Genomic DNA, 18777 nt, shown 5'->3' with positions numbered 1-18777 from the left:
GTTCACGGCATTTTAGTCTCCCCAGATCTCTTCCTTACCCTCCAGCCAAAGCTTTACCGCTCTTGTAGTTACCGATTTCGGGCGCTCCAGCGGAAAGCCCAAAGCCCTGTCCCAGCAAAGATTGGCTAATACACCCAGGGCACGGCTAACAGCAAACAATACGGTATAAAACTCGTATTCTACCAGGCCATAATGCACCAGCAGCGCGCCACTGTGTGCATCTACATTGGGCCAGGGATTTTTTATTTTACCCAGCGATTTAAGAATAGGTGGCACCACTTCATAAATATTCCATACCGTTTGCACCAGCGGATCGTCGGGCATGTGTTTCTTGCCAAATTCCATCTGTGCCTCAAAGCGCGGGTCGGTCCTGCGCAGCACTGCATGACCGTAGCCGGGCACCACTTTACCTTCAGACAGCGTTTTCTTTACATATTCGCCAATCTGTTCTTTAGTAGGTAAATCTGTACCCAACTCTTTACGCATTTCAAATATCCATTTTATCACCTCCTGGTTGGCAAGTCCGTGCAGTGGGCCGGCAAGTCCATTCATACCGGCAGCATAGCTAAGGTAAGGATCGCTCAGTGCCGAACCTACAAGATGAGTAGCGTGTGCCGATACATTACCCCCTTCATGATCGGCATGGATGGTCATATACAGGCGCATGAGTGCCATAAAACCAGGCTGCTCATAACCCATCATATAAGCCAGATTGCCTGCCCAGTCGAGCAGTCCGTTAGGTTCTATATGTTCATTATTTTTATACTTACGGCGGTAGATGTAAGCGGCAATGCGCGGCAGCCGGGCTATCAAATCCATGGCATCATCCATTATGGGCTCCCAATAATCCTTTTTACTGATGCCTTTGGCATACGCCTTTGCAAAATTACTTTCCGTTTGCAGTGCCATCACGCCGGTTACAAACATGGTCATGGGGTGCGTGCTGAGGGGCAGCGCATCAATTACCGAAAAAACATGATTAGGCACATGGCTGCGGCGCTGCAATACCGATGTTATATACTGCACATCTTCTTCAGTAGGCAATTCGCCCACCAGCATCAGGTAAAAAATGCCTTCGGGCAATGGCTCGGTGCCGTTGGGTGCTTTAGGCAGCTTAGCTTGCAGCTCCGGTATAGAATAGCCGCGAAAGCGAATGCCATCCTGTGCATCCAGCAGGCTTGTTTCGCTTACCAGCCCGGTAATGCCACGCATGCCCTGGTATATTTGCGACAGCGTCACTTCTCCAATTTTTTTAGTTCCGTGATTTTTCAGCAGTTCTTTAATGGTTGCATTATCAGCATCCGCTTTCGCTTTAAATCTCTCCTTAAGTATTCCCATGACAAGTATTTTTAGCTTATATAATTGAAGCAAAGAGTATTTAGCAGGTATGCGGGTAAAGATAAGTAAGAATAGTGAATGGAAAAGAATGAGTAAAAAGGAATAAATATAGGATATTGGCAAGCACGCATTAATAATAACTATAGAAAGCCATGTAATTAAGGCTGTAAAAGTAACTCCACCGCAGCGTGCAGCGAATTGCCCGGCAATTCGGGCAGTTGATACGAAAATTTTTCTGCCCGCTGTAAATGTTGTGCAATGTCCTCGTGCTGTTCACAACTATAGCACCATTGCTGCTGCATCAAGTGTTTAGCTAAATATTCCTGCTCCGTTTGCCCGGGAGTGGGTATTAAAATGCTTTTCTTTCCCAAAGCCAAAAGTTCCATTACGGTTGTATAACCCGAGCGGCTGATGATATATTCGCTTTGTGCAAAAAGAAGCTGTAATTCCTTTGCAGGTACATGATTTATCACTGTGCAATGCGGCGGAACGGTAAGCACTATTGTTGCTAATGGCAGCCCGCGCACCAGCAAAACCGGGTGCTGTACAGCTTCGATTGCCTGTAGTAATAAATTTTCCAATATGCTGCGTTGCGGTTCCGGGCCGGATAATAATATCAGCCATTTATATTGTATGCTTACCAGTGTATCAGGTGCTTTCAATCTTGATAACGGTCCGACATATTGCACAGGCACGGCCGGCAATTGCGCAGGATGCGACAACCTTCCGGCAATATTGAGTTTGCCTGCATAGTCGGGTACCCAGCAGGCATCGAACCGGTTGATAAAACGATAATTAACTTTTTGTATTGCACCCTCCAGCCAACTAAACGGTGCTTTTATACGTAATTGATGTGTAATAAAGATGCTCATTGCATCTTTATGATATAAACCATAACGGTTATCAGCAAAAACAATCTTTATTTGATGAGTGGTAACAACGTTTTTTAGCCAGCGATGTTCTTTATATATAGCAAGGAGTATTTTAGGAGTTTGTTTCAAAATTTTCCATGCTAATTGTCGTTTAGAAGAATACTGGATATTATAGCCATCCAATGGCAGGTATTCCACGCCGCTTACTTCCTGCTGCAGCAGTTTCAAGGCTGTTGGGTTACCGGCTACATAAACGTGGCATTGTGCTTGTTTTAAGGACTGTATCAGCGGCACACAGCGGGTTGCATGGCCAAGTCCCCAATCAAGCGGCGCTACCAATACTTTAAGTGGCAATTGTTGCTTTTGAAACAAGAATGATGGTTTGGTTTTAGCGATTTTCTAAAAATAGAAGTATATATTTGATTATGAAAAGAAAAATTACCGGAAGTGTTGTATTATTGCTGATAGTTGGTACCATGCTAAGTTCATGCAGTTCGGGCAGATACACCTTTAACGGAAAAAAAAGTAAGAACTGTGGCTGTCCCACGCACCGCGGTATTGTAGGATGATTTTAAAATTATTTATATCACTGTAAACTTCTGGTAGGTAATGAGAACGCCACATCACGACTTATTGGTACTTACAGGGGAGAAGACGATGAATGAGCAAGAACTGGAAATACAGGTCCGGTTTCTCAACGATTTGCTTTACAATGTAGTAGAAAAAACGAACGCTTTCTGCACTGCCAATGAAATTTTAGATGTGAACAAATGCAGAATTGTTCAAAAGCCGCATCTCGTACAGCAAATCATCAATAGTGATGTATTGCCTCCTTTTGTATTTATCAATTGTAAAAATTAACTCTGTTGTTTAAGCAGTATTCATATAGTGCTTACAATACCTGTGCAACGCTCCACCTGCTGCAAAAACATGATGGAGCGTTTTGCTTTTTACTGTAACTGCTCCAATGCTTGTTGCAATTTGCCCAGCATGTCTGTCAATTCCGCTTCCTTACAGGTACCTACACTCAGCCGGTACCATGGCGATTGTATGCCGGCGCCGAACGCATAAAAGGGCACCACGGCCAGTTTGGCTTCACTTAATATATAATCGGTTACGTCTGCCTGTGTAGCCAGTAATTTTCCTGCCTTTGTTTTTTTACCTGCCAGGTTTAATTGTATAGTTAAGTAAATGGCTGCCTGCGGCGCAATGGCATCCACCGGAAAACCCAGCCCTTTTAGTTGCATAAAACCCTTGTAAATATTGCGCAATCTCGTTTCAATAGCTTTTTTAAACGGAACTAAAAATTCATTTACTGCTTTGGCATTGGGAAGAAATCGGGCAGTGGCATGTTGCTCTGCCGTAGGCGCCCATGCACCTATGTGAGAGAGAAAAGCTTTCATTTTAGCAATTACAGGCGCCGGACCAAAAGCCCAGCCCACTCGTACGCCGGTAGCAGCAAATACTTTAGAAATGCCATCTATAAAAATGGTGTAATTGCGCATAGCAGGCACAAGTGATACGGGATTGTAATGCTGTGTATCGCCAAATGTAAGCGCACCGTACATCTGATCAAACATTACATACAGCTTCTTTGCTCCCTCACTACGGCGGTTATTTTCTTCTATCACCAGGTGGCAAATCTTTTCCAGCTCCTCTTTGCCCAGTGTAGTGCCGGTTGGGTTTTGCGGTGTGCACAGGCAAAGAAGCGTTACGCCATTCAAGTGTGGCGCAATGTCAGCCGCCGTGGGCATAAAATTATTTTCAGGCGTAGTTTCTATGGCTATGTGCCGTGCATCATTGAGGTGCGTGTAGTGGTTGTTATTCCACGAAGGCACTGCATAAATGATTTTATCACCTGCATCTGCTACGGTTCTGAATAAGGTATAAATTAAGGGACGTCCGCCACTGGCTACCTGAATTTCATTTACACCATACTCCAGTCCCTGCCTTTCTTTTATAAAAGCGGCAACAGCCTGCCGCAGTTCCAGAATGCCTTCGGCGGCGGGATAATTGGTGTAATGTTCTTTATAAGCCTCTATTATCAGTTGCTCCAGCAATGCCGGAATAGGAAAAATATGCGAATTAAAATCGCCGATGGTGTAGTTGTAAATAGTCTCGCCATTGCGGATACGTGCGCTGATTTCGTTGCCAAGACGAACAATCTCCGAACCCGTCATGCTGTCTGCCATGTTGCTTAGCTTAGTCATAAGTTGCATTAATTGTAAGCAGCAAAAGTAGTGGATGATAGGGAGATGTAGGGAATATCAGGAGCATGGATGAAACGAATTTGATTATGTACGATGTAGCGATAAGATACTTTCTGAATTAGAAAATGCGTCGGACTGCCATTTTGAAAGCTTGTATTTTTAATCAAAGCCTGAAACAGATACATTACCCAATATGTATTATTTATTGTTAATCAAAGAAGTGTTTTTAGCATTGGAAGAATAAAGGAAATAAGCAGGTAAATTTTGAATTTCTTTCAATAATAGCTGCTGTTAAATGCGTGGTAAGATGAGAACGCTCTAAGCAAATTATGTATAGGTGCAGATACATATTCGTTATTTTGCCGCCACATCATAAAACCGGGTTTAGTATGTTATACCGTTCCAAAGCACCCTTGCGCATTGGCTTGGCTGGCGGCGGCACCGATGTAAGTCCGTACAGCGATACGTATGGCGGCGCTATTCTCAATGCTACTATTTCGTTGTATGCGCACAGCAGCATTGAGATTATAGCAGAAAAAAAAATAGTACTTCAGGCGCTCGATCGTGGCGAAACGGCAACCTACGATCTGCAAACGCCACTGCCCATTGATGGTCATCTGGATCTGGCGAAAGGCATTATCAACCGTATTAGCCAGGATTATCAGTTGCTACAGCAAGGCTTTCGCTTGTCCACTTATGTAGATGCGGCGGCGGGTTCGGGCTTAGGCACCTCCTCTACACTGATGGTTTCTATGCTTGGTGCTTTTGTAGAGTATTTGAAACTGCCATTGGGCGAATATGATATGGCGCGTTATGCTTACGAAATTGAGCGTGAAGATTTGGGATTGGCTGGTGGCAAGCAAGATCAGTATGCGGCTACTTTTGGCGGCGTTAATTTTATGGAGTTTTTGTGCGATGATAATGTAATTGTAAATCCATTGCGCATCCGCACGGAGTATCTGAATGAGTTGGAGAACAACCTTGTTTTATATTATACTTCTACCAGTCGCGAATCGGCAAAAATTATTGCCGAGCAGCAAAAGAATGTAAACGAGAAAAACGAAAAATCGATAGAAGCGATGCACCGGCTGAAAGAGCAGGCAATACTGATGAAGGAAGCCTTGCTGAAAGGAAAATTGAATGAAATAGGTGCAATACTGGATTATGGCTTTCAGGAAAAAAGAAAAATGGCTGCCAACATCAGCAATGCTGCGCTGGATGAGATATATGATGCTGCTAAGGCAGCCGGTGCTTCGGGCGGAAAAATATCCGGTGCCGGTGGCGGTGGATTTATGTTTTTTTATTGCCCTGGTAATAACAGATATGCAGTAGAAAAAGCATTGGCCCAATACGGCGGGCAAGTATTTAAATTCTCATTCACCAAGCATGGACAAATAAGCTGGACCATTAAGTAAAAGGAGAAGCAGACCTTAATAAAAAGAATATCAGCATGAAATCATTTATACAGCAGCGCATTGAAGAGTCGGTTGAAACAAAAAATAAATTGCTTGCCGATGAGCAATTGCTGCAAACAATTGAACGGGCAAGTGCAGCTATATTACAGGCGTTGAAAAATGGCAATAAAGTACTCTTTTGCGGCAATGGCGGCAGTGCAGCCGATGCGCAACACTTAGCGGCTGAGTTTAGCGGCAGGTTTTATATGAACCGCAAAGCATTGCCGGCAGAGGCGCTGCATTGCAACACGTCTTACCTTACAGCAGTTGCCAATGACTATAGTTTTGATGTCATTTATTCACGCATCATAGAAGGCATTGGCAATAAAGGGGATGTATTGATAGGGTTATCCACCTCAGGCAATTCAAAGAATATTGTGGAAGCATTTAAAACCGCCAGGACTGCCGGTATGGTTACCATTGCTTTCACCGGCAACAGCGGCGGTGCCATGAAAGCTGTTGCTGATTATCTGATAAATATTCCATCCATTAATACACCCCGCATACAAGAGTCGCATATTATGGTTGGCCATATCATTTGCGAGTGGGTAGAGCAGGCGTATTTTCAATAACAGTTTATCTGTAAAACTTCATATGCAGGGCAGTTACACTTTTGTAGCTGCTTTTTTATTATGTAGTGTGTTACAGTTAAAGAAGGTAGTGTTTTTAAATATATAAGGATAAAAATGTGAATGATAATTTCATATAATCCCGGGCCTCAGCTTTGGGAAGTTGACAGGAAAGGCTACAGGGCTTTAACTCAAGCATTCGCCCTGGCTGAAGCCTTGGTTATATACCCTATAGTAGTTGACCAATTTTAAGGACAACTTCCCCCATCATACATTAAAACACTAAAAAAATACACATAAAGCCAGCGATTAAAAAGGCCGGCCAACTATTTTTTAAAACACCAATAAATTCTTTTTTATGTAATTTTCTTATTTGTAATTTCACTTTCCAAAAGTCAACCGCATGAAAAGCCTTCCTAAATACCTCTGCTGAGCCTGATTGTTACTTTTTTCTTTCCAGTCTTAAACCGCATAAATATGCGGTTTTGAGGTAATTGCCACAGTATAATTTGCATTCCTTATACCATTCAATATTTCGTTTATGAAAAAACCTTTACACATTTTGCTGGCAGCTTTTTCAGTCTTAATGTTCCAGCAGCAATCAAATGCGCAAGTCACTTTAATTTCCAACAACACCAACATCACGTCGGGTTTGGTACTACCGGGTAACCGGCCCGTGCTATTGGATGACGATGGCGGTATGTGGACCACCAATGGTACTACTGCTACCAAAATAACTACTGCTGTATTGTACTCCGACACATCCTCTGCCGCATTATACAACAACCTGTTGTATTTTGCTGGTGCCGATGCTACCACAAAAGACGTAGAATTGTGGGTAACCGATGGCACTGCAGGCGGCACAAAGCTTATTAAAAACATTTCTTCCAGCGGGTCGTCGGTACCAGAAAACTTTTTCGTGTTCAATAACACTTTATATTTTACTGCCGATGATGGTTCGCATGGAAGAGAATTGTGGAAGAGTAATGGTGCGGTTGGCAATGCCACACTGGTTGCCGATATCAATAGCGGCAATGCTGACGGTGTTGCTGATGATGCCTCTTTTTTCCAGAATGGCAACAACATTTATTTTGGCGCCACATCAGGAGCAAATAGCGGTCTTTATAAAATAGACCTTTCGGGTACCCCCACACTGGTAAAAAATATTGAAGGCGAAATTGAACTTTCTATTCTATATAGTGCTGCCTTAGGCAATAAAACGGTGTTTACAGTGAGAACGGGCGATTTTCTTACTGGTACTGCCCAGCTTTGGGTAACCGATGGCACTGAAAGCGGCACAAAAATGCTTAAAGACTTTGGTTTTGGCTCAGGTACTATGTTCCCGCAACTTACGGCTTACAACGGCGTATTGTTCTTTGATGGATACGACCTGACGGGAAGCGGCATAGAATTGTGGACAACGGATGGCACGCCCGGCGGTACCAAATTATTTAAAGATTTAGACCCTTCACCTGGCAATTCTTCTTATCCTACTTTAATTGGTTCTGCACTTATTAACGGCAAAATGTATTTTGGCGCCACTACAAGTGCCAACGGCAATGAACTATGGGTGACCGATGGAACTCCAAACGGCACTACGCTTTTTAAAGATATTAATACTACTAGCAATGGAAAAGGTGATGCCAGTCCAACGTTCTTAGCCAACTATGGTGCTTATGTCAATTCATTTCAAACTGAAAATAACATCAACAACTTCAATTTTCAGCAAATTTATTCTACCCAATACAATGGCAAATGGTATTTCATAGCCGATGATGGTGCACACGGGATAGAGTTGTGGGCAACCGATGGCACATCGGGCGGCACACAGATGGTAAAAGATATTAATCCAGGTAATAATGATGGTGTTGAATACAACAATCTTGCTTTTTACACTACTACCGGTATTTACTTTATTGGCGATAACGGTGACTCCGGTTCCGAGCCTTTTATAACCGACGGTACCGCCGATGGTACGGAGCTAGTTGCTGACATTAATACACATAACGGTAATGGTTCAGATCCTACCTATATGTTCCTGTTCAACAGCCAGATCTATCTGAATGCTGATAATGGGGATAATGCAAATGGCAATACCGATTTGTACAAAATCAACCAGACAGTTGTACTGCCTGTTAAATTGCTGAACTTTAATGTGGCACTGCGCGATGGTGGTGTAGCAGTTAACTGGGCCACTGCAAGTGAAGCAAACACTAAGAACTTTGTAGTAGAGCGCAGCACCGATGCGGTTCATTTTAGTGCGGTAGGTACATTGGCTGCGGCAGGCAACAGCAATACGGCACATCAGTATCAATACAACGATGCGAGTGCACTGCAGGCCGGCGCTTCTACCTTGTATTATCGCCTGCGTATTATTGATAACGATGGCAAATATTCATATACTGCCATCTTATCCGTAGAGTTGCAAGGTGGTATGTTTAAAATTACACTATCACCCAACCCTGTACACGATCAATTGACCGTTGCCTTCTCTACCAACAATGCAAAGAGCATTACATTGCGGGTAACGGATGCTAATGGTAAACAGGTGTACCAGCAACAGTTGCAGACAAACGGCGTTACAGCTATGCAGCAATACATCAATGTATCGCGCTTTGCTGCCGGTGCTTATTTTGTGCAACTGATTACTGAAAAGGATACAAAAACAGCCAGCTTTATTAAGCAATAACAGTATTTCTATTTTTTACTGAAAAGGCGGATAAACATTTATCCGCCTTTTAGTTTTTTATTATATTTCAACATTGGCAGGGTTTTGCCCCTATAGCGTTTGCATAAATGTTTTACGTTTAATATCTGTCCAATCAGTTATACAACCAGATTAATTTCATTAGCATTTTCATCAGCTTAACCTCTGATTCAATCAGTCAACAAAATGGCAGGAGTTTTGAACCGGGAAGAAATGCCAGAAGAAAAGCTTTATAACAAACAAATACTTAACTTTTAATGTCCACCTCCTTACCGCAGCAAATCATTCACCTGTTTTTATTAGCCATACCTATTGCCTGCATTGCATGGACGGTAACGCACGAAGAAGTGTTTAGAGAGCCGCGGGAGTATTGTGTAAAAAGAAGTAAAGAAGGCAAGACGTTATTGAAAAGAAAGTTTTTTTATTTATTTACCTGTGAGTATTGCTTCAGCCATTATGTAACTATTTTCATTTTAATTATTACAGGTTATCAGTTACTGTTTGAGGACTGGCGTGGCTATATAATTAGTGGTTTTTCTTTGGTATGGATAGCCAATATCTATATGAGTTTGTTTGGACTGATAAGAACGGATTTGAAAAAGGATAAGATAGATGTCAACTTAAAGCAGGAGGAGCTAAACAAAAAGAATGGGAATAAAGACTAGCGTTTTTTTGCTAAAAGAATAAGGTTATATGTTGTAAGTATATAAACGCCAACAGGGTTTTGAATCCTGCCGGCATTTATTTTTAAAAAATATGATACACAATAAAACTCATTAGGTATGCAAGCCCGGTCATGTAGGTAAACTGTATTGCCGGCCACTTCCACGAGCGGGTTTCGCGCTTGGTAATGGCAAGCGTGCTCATGCACTGCATGGCAAGTACATAAAACACCATGAGCGACAGCGCTGTGGGCAGCGTATATACTTTGCTGCCATCGGTACGCGTAGCATTTTGCATCTTTTGTTTGAGCGTGACATCGTCGCTTTCGTCCACACTGTACAGCGTAGCCATGGTGCCGACAAACACTTCGCGTGCGGCAAAAGAAGTAATGAGCGCAATACCAATTTTCCAATCGAAGCCCAAAGGCGCAATCACCGGCTCGATGGCTCTGCCGGCAATACCTGCAAAAGAGTTTTGCAGCTTTTCGGTTTTATATTCTTTTTCTATTGCAGCTTTAGCATTAGGCGTAGAAACCTGCTGCTCCAGTTGCGCATATTTAGTATCTATTGCGTTCATCCTGCGGGTAGGCCCATAACTGCTTAAAAACCACAGCAACAGGCTGATAACAATAATCACGCGGCCGGCATCGGTAACAAATATTTTGGCTTTTTCAACCATTGTAATGCCTACATTTTTCCAACGCGGAGCGCGGTACACCGGCAATTCCAGAATGAAAAAACTCTTTTCCTGTAGCTTTATCATCCATTTCATTACATAGCTTACGATAAGCGCCATTACAAAACCCAATAAATACAAGCCCATCATTACCAAACCCTGCTGGCTTAAAAAACCAAAGTAGTAACGGTTGGGGATAGCAAGGGCAATCAATATGGTATAAACCGGTAATCGTGCACTGCAACTCATGAGCGGCGTAACCATAATGGTCAGCAGGCGCTCTTTTCTGTTTTCAATATTACGGGCGCTCATGATTGCCGGTACAGCACAAGCAAAACCGCTAATCATAGGCATCACACTTTTGCCGTTTAAGCCTACTTTCCGCATCACCCTGTCACTAAGAAAAGAAATGCGCGCCATGTAGCCGGTATCTTCCAGAATGGTTATCAGCCCAAACAATATCATTATTTGCGGCACAAATACCAATATGCCGCTTAAGCCGGCGAGTACGCCATTAGTGAGCAAATCGCTCCACCAGGCTTGCGGCAATACATCACTGAGTGCGCTGTTGAGTTTAGTAAAACTCCAGTCAATAAACTCCATTGGGTATTGCGCCAGCCAAAAAATACTTTGGAACAATAAAAATAAAACTGCTAACAAAATAGTGTAGCCCCAAACGCGATGGAGTAAAATATTGTCTAATTGTTCGGTAAATAATTTCTTCTGCAGCGGATCGGGCTCTACCACGCTCTGCTGCATGATTTGCCGGATGCGTGTATAACGCTGCACAATTTCGTCTGCCTGCGTTTTTACAGGATTGAAGCCGTTGGTAACTTCTACGTGTTCAATTGCCTTTTGAGTCAAATCGTCCAGCGGAAAATTCTCGTGGTTGATGAGGTAATGAACGGCTGCATAATCGCTGAGGTGAGGTACTAATTTCTTAACACCATCTACTGCAAAAGAAGCCAGTTCTTTATTGGCAATAAAGTCGAACTTGGGAGCCAGATACTTTTGCTTCGCCGTTTGTAACAAAGCTTTTTTTACCTGAGAAATACCTTTATTTTTTCGTGGATTTATAGGAATAACGGGCACGCCCAACTCTCTTTCCAGTTCATTGATGTCAATTTCGTAACCTTTTTTGCGGGCAATATCCATCATGGTTAAGGCTATTACTACAGGATATTTCAAATCAATAATCTGACTGCAAAAAAGGAGATTACGCTTGAGATTACTCGCATCGGCAATGAGCAAAATCACATCGGGTTTAATTTCAGCATCTGCGTGCATTAGTACTTTATAAGCCACCCACTCGTCGGCACGGCGGGGATAGAGGCTGTACGTGCCGGGCAGGTCAATAATGTTGGCAGTTGTTGTATCATCCAACTGGCTGTAGCCGGTTTTTTTATCTACCGTTACGCCAGGAAAATTGCCCACCTTTTGGTTAAGGCCTGTCAATGCGTTAAAGAGAGATGATTTGCCGGAATTGGGGTTGCCTACGAGGGCTATATTCAAATGTTTTGCTGCCAAGCCAGTACTTCTTTATATTAATCGGCAAAAATAACCGTAAACAAGTGTACCGTATTGCGAAATCCGGAAGATTGGGTGAAGGGAGATGTTATTTAAGAATTGTTTTTGAGTTTGGGTACTATTTGAGGATTGGTGTAGATCAATAAAAAAGAAAATTTACCCCCGGCACAAGCAGATGCTTGCGCCAGATTTTATGCAACCGATAAAGCCTTTACTTCCAATGTATAGCCAAGTTGTTGCATAATAGCCTCACAATCTTGGTATTCAAGCCCGAAGGTTTTTACATCAGCCAAACCAAGCCGCGCTAAAATGTTTCTAACAGTGTGGAATTGGTCATCTTCATAAGCTCCTTCCATCAATTTTTGCTCTGCCTAATCTACTAACCCGTTTATTGATAAACGATGCTGCAGATAAGCAAGCAACTCTTCTGCTATTATAGCTTTTGTAATCATTTTTAAAGCTTTTTATGTCCTTTATCTACAGGATATTTTTCATGTATCTCTCAAAATATTATGTTCATCATAAATCTCCTGCCAGAATCGTATAGTTTCTTCTTTGCTGTTTACCTCTTTCAAATATTTAGCCTTCCACCCCAATTTACCGGCTACTTCAAACGAATAAATTCTTCCCCCATCTTCTTTTTTCTATCCATGTTTCAAATGCTTTTTCATTTTTTGCACGTTGGTTAGTGTTCATTAAGCATATTGTTATACTTATATTGCTGGTCACAGTAAAATTACAAGAGATCTTTATTTTTTAAATCTATTGCTGCTAAGTTTTATAGCTTTTATCTTATTGCTCACCTGTTGTACAAAAGATAAGGAGATAAGGTATCAAGCGCAATGTAGTTGCCCCCAGATTGAAAATGCTATGCAAATTAATTTGCCTGATATTCTTTTTATCAAAAGGCACAGCTTTTGAGCCAAAAAGATATTAAGATCTTTTATAAAACAAAATCATACACCAATGAGAAGCACTGCACAAATAAAATCGCATCCTATCCATCCCATCCTTGTTGCCTTTCCTATCGCATTTTTCACAGGTACTTTATTGTTTGATGTGCTGGCAATGTTGAGCGATAAACCGAATTTTAGAGACGGTTTTAGTGTAACTGCCTATTATATGAGTATTGCCGGCATGATTGGAGCGGTCTTAGCGGCGATTGCAGGTTTTATAGATTATTTGTACACCGTACCTCCCGAAAGCTCTGCCAAAACGCGGGCTACCAAACACGGATTGCTGAATACCACTACTTTAATCCTGTTTTTTATTGCCTGGCTCTTAAAGCGCGGGGAACACAATTCCTACTATCTTATCACTGGTCTGGAACTGGTTGGTTTTGTAATCATGCTTTTTGCGGGCTGGCTGGGCGGAACATTGGTATATCGTAACCAGATAGGCGTTGACCCGCGCTATGCCAATGCCGGCAAATGGAAAGAAGAACGGATACATACCTCAGATAAGGAAATTGAAGTGGCTAATACTGATGAACTTAAGCTGAACCAGATGAAGTTGCTGCACATCAACGGAAAACGCATTGTTTTGGCCAAAACAGAAAATAACTATGTGGCTTTCGATGACCGTTGCACGCATCGGGGTGGCTCCCTTGCCGGTGGCGCCATGATTTGCGGCACGGTGCAATGTCCGTGGCATGGTTCTCATTTTGATGTAACAACCGGAGCAGTAAAAGCCGGTCCGGCAAAAGAGAACATTGCCACTTACCCGGTTAATGAGCGAGGCGGTAAAGTGTATATTGTTTTATAAAAAAGATTACCTTTTTCCCGAATTCAACAATCCCTCCGGCACTCGTAGCTCACCGGTTTGGGCATCAATTAAACCATTCTTTTCCTCTTCAATATTGGTGGCTTGGGTATATACATCGCCGGCTATTTTGCGCTTGCGCAATTCTTCCTTGTACAATTTTATTTGCGTAGCACGCGCTTCATCATCTTTTGGCCCGCCATAATCGGCAAAGCCAAAGCCCCCCCATTCGCTCACTACAATGGGTATCTGGTGGCGGTAAAAAAACGGGTCGCCTACTACCAGCGGAAAAGCTGCTACATTATCCAGCTCGCCATTAACTAATTTATCCAGTAGTTCGCGCCAGTGGTTAATGTCGGGTGTGTATAAATGCGCCGTCAGCAAATCACTTTTCAGCCTGCCTTCACACGATACATGCTGCCAGCCATCGTTGTCCACCACCAGAAATTGCGGGTGATTAATCTGCATAAAATGATACATTTCTATAATGTATTTGCGCGTTTCTTCGCTGGTGGCAATATCCTGCGCGCCCCAGTCTTCATTATATAAGCTCCAGATTATTACCGATGGGTGCGTTTCAATCAACGCTAACATACGCAGCAGTTGGGCTTTATGATTTTCGCGGCTCGTTTTGCTGGAGCGGTGCGGGCTGGGCACTTCTACCCACAGCAACATACCCAGTTTATCGGCAAGATTGTAAATACGCGGGTCCACACCAGCTATATGTATGCGCACCAGGTTACAACCCAGTTTTTTCATAGCCAGCATGTGCTTTTTTATTTCTTCGTAGCTCGAAGTACCAGGCTGGTATAGGATTCCATCGAGATAAACCTGCTTATTATTAAGATACACGCAGCAGCCGCGTGCTTCTACTTTTCGCAATCCAAAATGTGCTTCAATTTCAGATATATAACCTTCCGGATCAATCAACTGCGCTATCAGCCGGTACAGGTGCGGGTTAACCGGCGACCACAATTGTGCGCCTGGCAGTTCTACTACTACACGCTGTTGCTTTTGCCCCACCTCGAGACGAAGGGGAAAATCACTTTGCGCCAGCGGCTGCATTTTCTCTTTATCACTTCTTTCAAAAATTTTTAGCTTTAGGGTATAATAACCGGGGTCTTGTATGCGGGTAGTTACATTAAAGCGCACAAACTGATCTTCTACAATGCTAAGCACTCCAACCCGCGACCGCAGCCGGTTGCGCTCTACTACTTCCAGCCAAATGCTACGCACCGCGCCCGTATAGGTTTGGTACCAAATGCCACCACGCTTATACACATGCGACTCCTGCTTGCCGCGCGGAATATCGGCATCCATACTGCTGGCGATGCGTACCGTGAGGCGATTGACAGGGCGTAATAACCTTTCATTTAACTCATAAGAAAACGAAGTGTATTCGCCGGTGTGCACTTCTTCGCCTTCTATAGTTTTTAACGGATAACCATTAAGCCATACCCGCGTTTCGTAGCCCGAAGCACCAAATGTCAACTGCATCATTGTTTTTTGCTTATTGCCATTCTGGTCGGGCAACGGAAAATCACGCTCGTACCAGGCTACTACTTTATCTTTCCAAAACTCCGCCTGCTGCTGTTCTTTGCCCTGCGACATGTGTTCTTCCACACTGCCCGGCCAACTTGCTTTTTGCTCATAATCGTGCCCGAGAAACCAGCCGTCCCTTATACCTACATCTTCGGGATCCAGCGCAAAATTCCATTCGCCATCCAATAAGATAGGTGTGTTGTGCCGCAACACAGCACGTGGTAAAGGATTAATAAAATGTTCGGTATCTTCTGCTGTTTCTTCCCTGCTTTTGGTGAGGCTAAGATTGGTATGTAATACTTCCATAACAATGATAAATAATGAATAATAAATAGTGGTTTACCGGCAGTAGTGGGTATCATGCACACAGATAGCTTACTTATCAAACATCATGCAGAGCAAGAAAAGCTATTGTGTTAATATTTAGATGTTTAAAGTTTAGTGAGTCAACATTTAAGGTTTTATGTTGCTAAACGGCGCAGCAATACAAAATCATATCGTTATTCAAGTCCTGCCTGTTTTATAATATTATACATTAAACGTCACACACTGTACATAAAAAGCTATGAGTCCTTATTTCATACCCAATTTGTCCAACACTATCTTACCCATCTTATAAAATGCCTCGTGGCTATAGCCGGCAATATGCGGCGTAACGATAACGTTAGTTTGCGAGGTAAGCCATTGCAATTGCTCTGTTTCCACGGTAGTATAAGTGTTTAGTTTCTCATTCTCCAATACATCCAATCCCGCACCGGCAACTTTACTGTTTTGCAAGGCACGAATGAGCGCTGCAGTATCGGTTACTTTGCCACGGCAGGCAGTAAGAAAATATGGTTTTTTCTGCAAGGCATCAAAAAAAGCGTCATTGGCGTAATGAAAAGTTTCATCTGTGAGCGGCAGGTGCAGGCTCACTACATCGGCATAACGGGCAATTTGTTCAACACCGGACTCACGTATAAAGCCCCGCGCAAAACTGTGCTTGTATTTATCGTGTGCTAAAACGGTTACGCCAAAAGGCTCCAGCAGTTTGGCAAAGGCAGCGCCGGTATTGCCAAAGCCAATAATACCCACTGTTCTGCTGCTTAGTTCGGTGCCACGGTTGGCATCGCGTATCCATTCGCCCCGCTTTACTTCGTCGTAGCTGCTACATATTTTATTCATCAGGTTTAATAACAAACCCAGGTTGTGCTCGGCTACGGCGTTGCGGTTGCCTTCGGGGCTGCTCACGCAGGTAATGCCTTTGCTCTCGGCATACGGTACATCTATCAACTCCATACCGCTGCCCAGGCGGCCAATCCATTTTAACTGTGTTGCATTATTCAAGATTGCTTTATCTACTTTTATTCTGGTAGTAATGATTAATCCATCTATATCACGAATATTTTGCAGCACTTCATCGTAAGTGATAGCAGGCTCATATATTACTTCATATCCATTTTCCTGTAATCTGCCGATGAGATAGTCGTGCACTTTGGCGGTAACTAATGCTTTTTTCATTTATAAAGAATTTTTGCCACGAAAGCACGAAGACACAAAAGATGGTTGTAATTATTCATTCTCGTCTTTGTGAATAAGTGGCATTATTTCATATTTAAAGTTAGCTGCGCAAAATCGTGAATACTTAATTGTTCTGCGCGCTTATTAAAAATATCCTGCTGCAAAGCCGTTTCATCAAACAATGCGCGGGTAGCATTGCGGAGCGTTTTGCGGCGTTGATTGAAAGCAGCTTTAACTAAGGTGGTGAATGTTTTTTCACTTTTTACGGGTAATGCTTCTTTTTTTCTGGTAAGCTTTATTACACCACTCATTACTTTTGGCGGCGGATTGAATGCAACGGGCGGTACATCAAATAAATATTCTACACTGTAATAAGCCTGTATCAACACGCTGATTACACCATATACTTTACTGCCCGGTGCAGCCGCAACGCGCTGTGCCACTTCTTTTTGAAACATACCAATAATAACCGGCACCTGCTCTTTCCACCCCAGTATTTTAAATAAAATCTGTGACGAAATATTGTATGGAAAATTGCCGATGACCGTAAAACTACCTTCAAATGGCGCAGTAATTTTCAGGAAATCTTCCTGAATGATTTTGCCTTCGATAGCCGGATAAGTAGCCCGCAAATAAGCAGCCTTTTCACTATCAATTTCTATAGCTTTAAAATCAATATCAGGAATTTGCAGTAAATATTTGGTGATGGCGCCCGCACCAGGGCCAACTTCCGCCAACTGCGAAAAAGTAGTTTGCTGCAAAGCAGCAATAATCTTTTTGCAAATAGCTTCATCCTTAAGGAAGTGCTGACCGAGCGATTTTTTAAGCGTGTATTGCTGCATGTGTGACTACAAAAATAGTATTTGAAGTTACAAATGGCAAGGTACAGGCTGTAAGTTCAACAGTTTAGGAAATAAGTAAGCAGAAGAAAGATACAAACGTATAGCTCGTCGTATTTTGGTTTTAGCACTTGTAGCTTGCGACTTAAAGCTTGTAGCCAATCAACACTAATGCAATAAATCGCAAGGTTTTAAACCGGTATGTTTTTTAAAAGCGGCAGAAAAATGGGAGATAGAGGAATAGCCCAGCAACACCGATACATCGGTAACGCTCAATCCCTTTTCATACAACAGGTATTTAGCGTGTTCCATGCGTTGCTGCTGATAAAAGTCGAATATCGTAGTGCCAAATACTTCTTTAAAGCCTTTTTTTAAATAACACTCATTAATGGCTACTTTACGGCTTAATTCTTTGATGGTAATCGGCTCGCCAATGCGCTGCAATAGTATTTCGCGGGCAAGATAAATGCGTTCGCGCCCACTTTCATCTGCCAGAAAACGGCACGTAAAACCATCTTCTTTTTCATCTATCAGGCACTCTATACTGTAGAGCAGTAACTCGTGTATTTTGGCATTGACAAACACATTTTCCAAAGCACCGGCATAACCATGTGTAAGCAAGGCTTCCAGCACCGTTTGCTTGCGGCTGCATAGTGGAAATAATTTTGTAAATGCTTGCGGATGCTGGAAAGCCAGCACTTCGTCTTTGCGGTTGGTAAGCTTTATATTGTGTACAAACTGCTTTAAGAAAGCAGCGGTAAAGTGGAAAGAAAACACATCTACAATATCGGGTTCTCCCGATGTGCTATTTTGCTCAGTAGCAAAACGGTTATTGCCAATACAATAGCACAATTCCAGGTGGTTCTCTTCGGGTTGCTGTTTATTAATGTGATACACCAGCATTCCCATATTATCTGCCATCCAGGGTTGCTGTGTATAAAAGCGGGTAATAGTGTAATGAATAGAACCGGGGATGTGCTGTTCTTTTTCGTAAAAGGCATCCAGCAGCGGCTGTGTTGCGCTTTTATAAGCCACCTTCAATATGTCTGTTACCTGCGTCATAGCGGCTGCAAAAATATAGGAAGAAAAGCGAAAGTGGCACACTTGCAACCGGACAGCA

The 18777-nt window shown here is 42.8% G+C and carries 15 protein-coding genes; 6 read left to right on the top strand and 9 right to left on the bottom strand.

The genetic code is table 11. The features are described from left to right. Positions 1–12: 12 nt before the first annotated feature. Positions 13–1338, bottom strand: coding sequence for a citrate (Si)-synthase, eukaryotic (locus tag FC093_RS00690; RefSeq protein ID WP_137259815.1), 1326 nt, complete (start codon positions 1336–1338; stop codon positions 13–15). Between the two features lie 158 nt (positions 1339–1496). Further along, positions 1497–2582 (bottom strand): glycosyltransferase, encoded by a 1086-nt coding sequence (locus tag FC093_RS00685; RefSeq protein WP_137259814.1) that lies wholly within the window; start codon positions 2580–2582, stop codon positions 1497–1499. 237 nt (positions 2583–2819) lie between these two features. Here FC093_RS00685 and FC093_RS00680 point away from each other — a divergent pair, with 237 nt between their 5' ends. After that, positions 2820–3071, top strand: a complete 252-nt coding sequence (locus FC093_RS00680; RefSeq protein WP_137259813.1) for a hypothetical protein — start codon at positions 2820–2822, stop codon at positions 3069–3071. Between the two features lie 89 nt (positions 3072–3160). Here FC093_RS00680 and FC093_RS00675 read toward each other — a convergent pair whose 3' ends face one another. Beyond that, positions 3161–4420: a pyridoxal phosphate-dependent aminotransferase gene (locus FC093_RS00675; protein ID WP_206106477.1), complete on the bottom strand. Its 1260-nt coding sequence runs from the start codon at positions 4418–4420 to the stop codon at positions 3161–3163. Positions 4421–4809: 389 nt separating this feature from the next. Here FC093_RS00675 and FC093_RS00670 point away from each other — a divergent pair, with 389 nt between their 5' ends. The 4 genes from FC093_RS00670 to FC093_RS00655 all read left to right on the top strand — a co-directional run bounded on the left by FC093_RS00670 (position 4810) and on the right by FC093_RS00655 (position 9815). Further along, positions 4810–5835, top strand: coding sequence for a GHMP family kinase ATP-binding protein (locus FC093_RS00670; protein ID WP_137259812.1), 1026 nt, complete (start codon positions 4810–4812; stop codon positions 5833–5835). Positions 5836–5870: 35 nt separating this feature from the next. Further along, positions 5871–6446, top strand: coding sequence for a D-sedoheptulose 7-phosphate isomerase (gene gmhA / locus FC093_RS00665; protein ID WP_137259811.1), 576 nt, complete (start codon positions 5871–5873; stop codon positions 6444–6446). A 538-nt stretch (positions 6447–6984) separates the two neighbouring features. Then, entirely contained in the window at positions 6985–9132 is a 2148-nt protein-coding gene (locus tag FC093_RS00660) for an ELWxxDGT repeat protein (protein ID WP_137259810.1), read from the top strand. Positions 9133–9407: 275 nt separating this feature from the next. Next, complete coding sequence (locus tag FC093_RS00655) at positions 9408–9815, top strand: hypothetical protein (protein WP_137259809.1); 408 nt, start codon at positions 9408–9410, stop codon at positions 9813–9815. Positions 9816–9897: 82 nt separating this feature from the next. Here FC093_RS00655 and feoB read toward each other — a convergent pair whose 3' ends face one another. Both feoB and FC093_RS23635 read right to left on the bottom strand, forming a co-directional pair. Beyond that, positions 9898–12015, bottom strand: coding sequence for a ferrous iron transport protein B (gene feoB, locus FC093_RS00650; protein ID WP_137259808.1), 2118 nt, complete (start codon positions 12013–12015; stop codon positions 9898–9900). A 191-nt stretch (positions 12016–12206) separates the two neighbouring features. Further along, on the bottom strand, positions 12207–12371 hold the full coding sequence (locus FC093_RS23635) for a hypothetical protein (protein ID WP_170970946.1): 165 nt from the start codon (positions 12369–12371) through the stop codon (positions 12207–12209). Positions 12372–12981: 610 nt separating this feature from the next. On the opposite strand from FC093_RS23635, the gene FC093_RS00640 reads away from it, so the two are divergent. Further along, on the top strand, positions 12982–13779 hold the full coding sequence (locus tag FC093_RS00640; RefSeq protein WP_137259807.1) for a DUF2231 domain-containing protein: 798 nt from the start codon (positions 12982–12984) through the stop codon (positions 13777–13779). A 6-nt stretch (positions 13780–13785) separates the two neighbouring features. Here the strand turns inward: FC093_RS00640 and FC093_RS00635 are convergent, their stop codons facing one another. The 4 genes from FC093_RS00635 to FC093_RS00620 all read right to left on the bottom strand — a co-directional run bounded on the left by FC093_RS00635 (position 13786) and on the right by FC093_RS00620 (position 18719). Further along, a complete protein-coding gene (locus tag FC093_RS00635; RefSeq protein WP_137259806.1) occupies positions 13786–15624 on the bottom strand; it encodes a sugar-binding domain-containing protein in 1839 nt (612 codons plus the stop codon). A 267-nt stretch (positions 15625–15891) separates the two neighbouring features. After that, positions 15892–16818 (bottom strand): NAD(P)-dependent oxidoreductase, encoded by a 927-nt coding sequence (locus tag FC093_RS00630; RefSeq protein ID WP_137259805.1) that lies wholly within the window; start codon positions 16816–16818, stop codon positions 15892–15894. Between the two features lie 83 nt (positions 16819–16901). Next, positions 16902–17660, bottom strand: a complete 759-nt coding sequence (rsmA, locus tag FC093_RS00625; RefSeq protein ID WP_137259804.1) for a 16S rRNA (adenine(1518)-N(6)/adenine(1519)-N(6))-dimethyltransferase RsmA — start codon at positions 17658–17660, stop codon at positions 16902–16904. Positions 17661–17825: 165 nt separating this feature from the next. Further along, positions 17826–18719 carry a helix-turn-helix domain-containing protein gene (locus FC093_RS00620; protein WP_137259803.1) on the bottom strand — a complete coding sequence of 298 codons (894 nt, stop codon included), beginning with the start codon at positions 18717–18719 and terminating at the stop codon, positions 17826–17828. Positions 18720–18777 lie beyond the last annotated feature (58 nt).

The organism is Ilyomonas limi (assembly GCF_005233845.1).
GTDB classification, from domain to species: domain Bacteria; phylum Bacteroidota; class Bacteroidia; order Chitinophagales; family Chitinophagaceae; genus Ilyomonas; species Ilyomonas limi.
Note: the sequence above shows the minus strand (reverse complement) of the source record. Positions and strands in the feature narration are given on the sequence as shown.

What these genes read in the sequence shown, in the direction of transcription:
- FC093_RS00690 (WP_137259815.1), bottom strand. Translation starts at nt 1,338, where the DNA reads ATGGGAATACTTAAGGAGAGATTTAAAGCGAAAGCGGATGCTGATAAT.
- FC093_RS00680 (WP_137259813.1), top strand. Translation starts at nt 2,820, where the DNA reads ATGAGAACGCCACATCACGACTTATTGGTACTTACAGGGGAGAAGACG.
- FC093_RS00675 (WP_206106477.1), bottom strand. Translation starts at nt 4,420, where the DNA reads ATGACTAAGCTAAGCAACATGGCAGACAGCATGACGGGTTCGGAGATT.
- FC093_RS00670 (WP_137259812.1), top strand. Translation starts at nt 4,810, where the DNA reads ATGTTATACCGTTCCAAAGCACCCTTGCGCATTGGCTTGGCTGGCGGC.
- gmhA (WP_137259811.1), top strand. Translation starts at nt 5,871, where the DNA reads ATGAAATCATTTATACAGCAGCGCATTGAAGAGTCGGTTGAAACAAAA.
- FC093_RS00660 (WP_137259810.1), top strand. Translation starts at nt 6,985, where the DNA reads ATGAAAAAACCTTTACACATTTTGCTGGCAGCTTTTTCAGTCTTAATG.
- FC093_RS00655 (WP_137259809.1), top strand. Translation starts at nt 9,408, where the DNA reads ATGTCCACCTCCTTACCGCAGCAAATCATTCACCTGTTTTTATTAGCC.
- FC093_RS23635 (WP_170970946.1), bottom strand. Translation starts at nt 12,371, where the DNA reads ATGGAAGGAGCTTATGAAGATGACCAATTCCACACTGTTAGAAACATT.
- FC093_RS00640 (WP_137259807.1), top strand. Translation starts at nt 12,982, where the DNA reads ATGAGAAGCACTGCACAAATAAAATCGCATCCTATCCATCCCATCCTT.
- FC093_RS00635 (WP_137259806.1), bottom strand. Translation starts at nt 15,624, where the DNA reads ATGGAAGTATTACATACCAATCTTAGCCTCACCAAAAGCAGGGAAGAA.
- FC093_RS00630 (WP_137259805.1), bottom strand. Translation starts at nt 16,818, where the DNA reads ATGAAAAAAGCATTAGTTACCGCCAAAGTGCACGACTATCTCATCGGC.
- rsmA (WP_137259804.1), bottom strand. Translation starts at nt 17,660, where the DNA reads ATGCAGCAATACACGCTTAAAAAATCGCTCGGTCAGCACTTCCTTAAG.
- FC093_RS00620 (WP_137259803.1), bottom strand. Translation starts at nt 18,719, where the DNA reads ATGACGCAGGTAACAGACATATTGAAGGTGGCTTATAAAAGCGCAACA.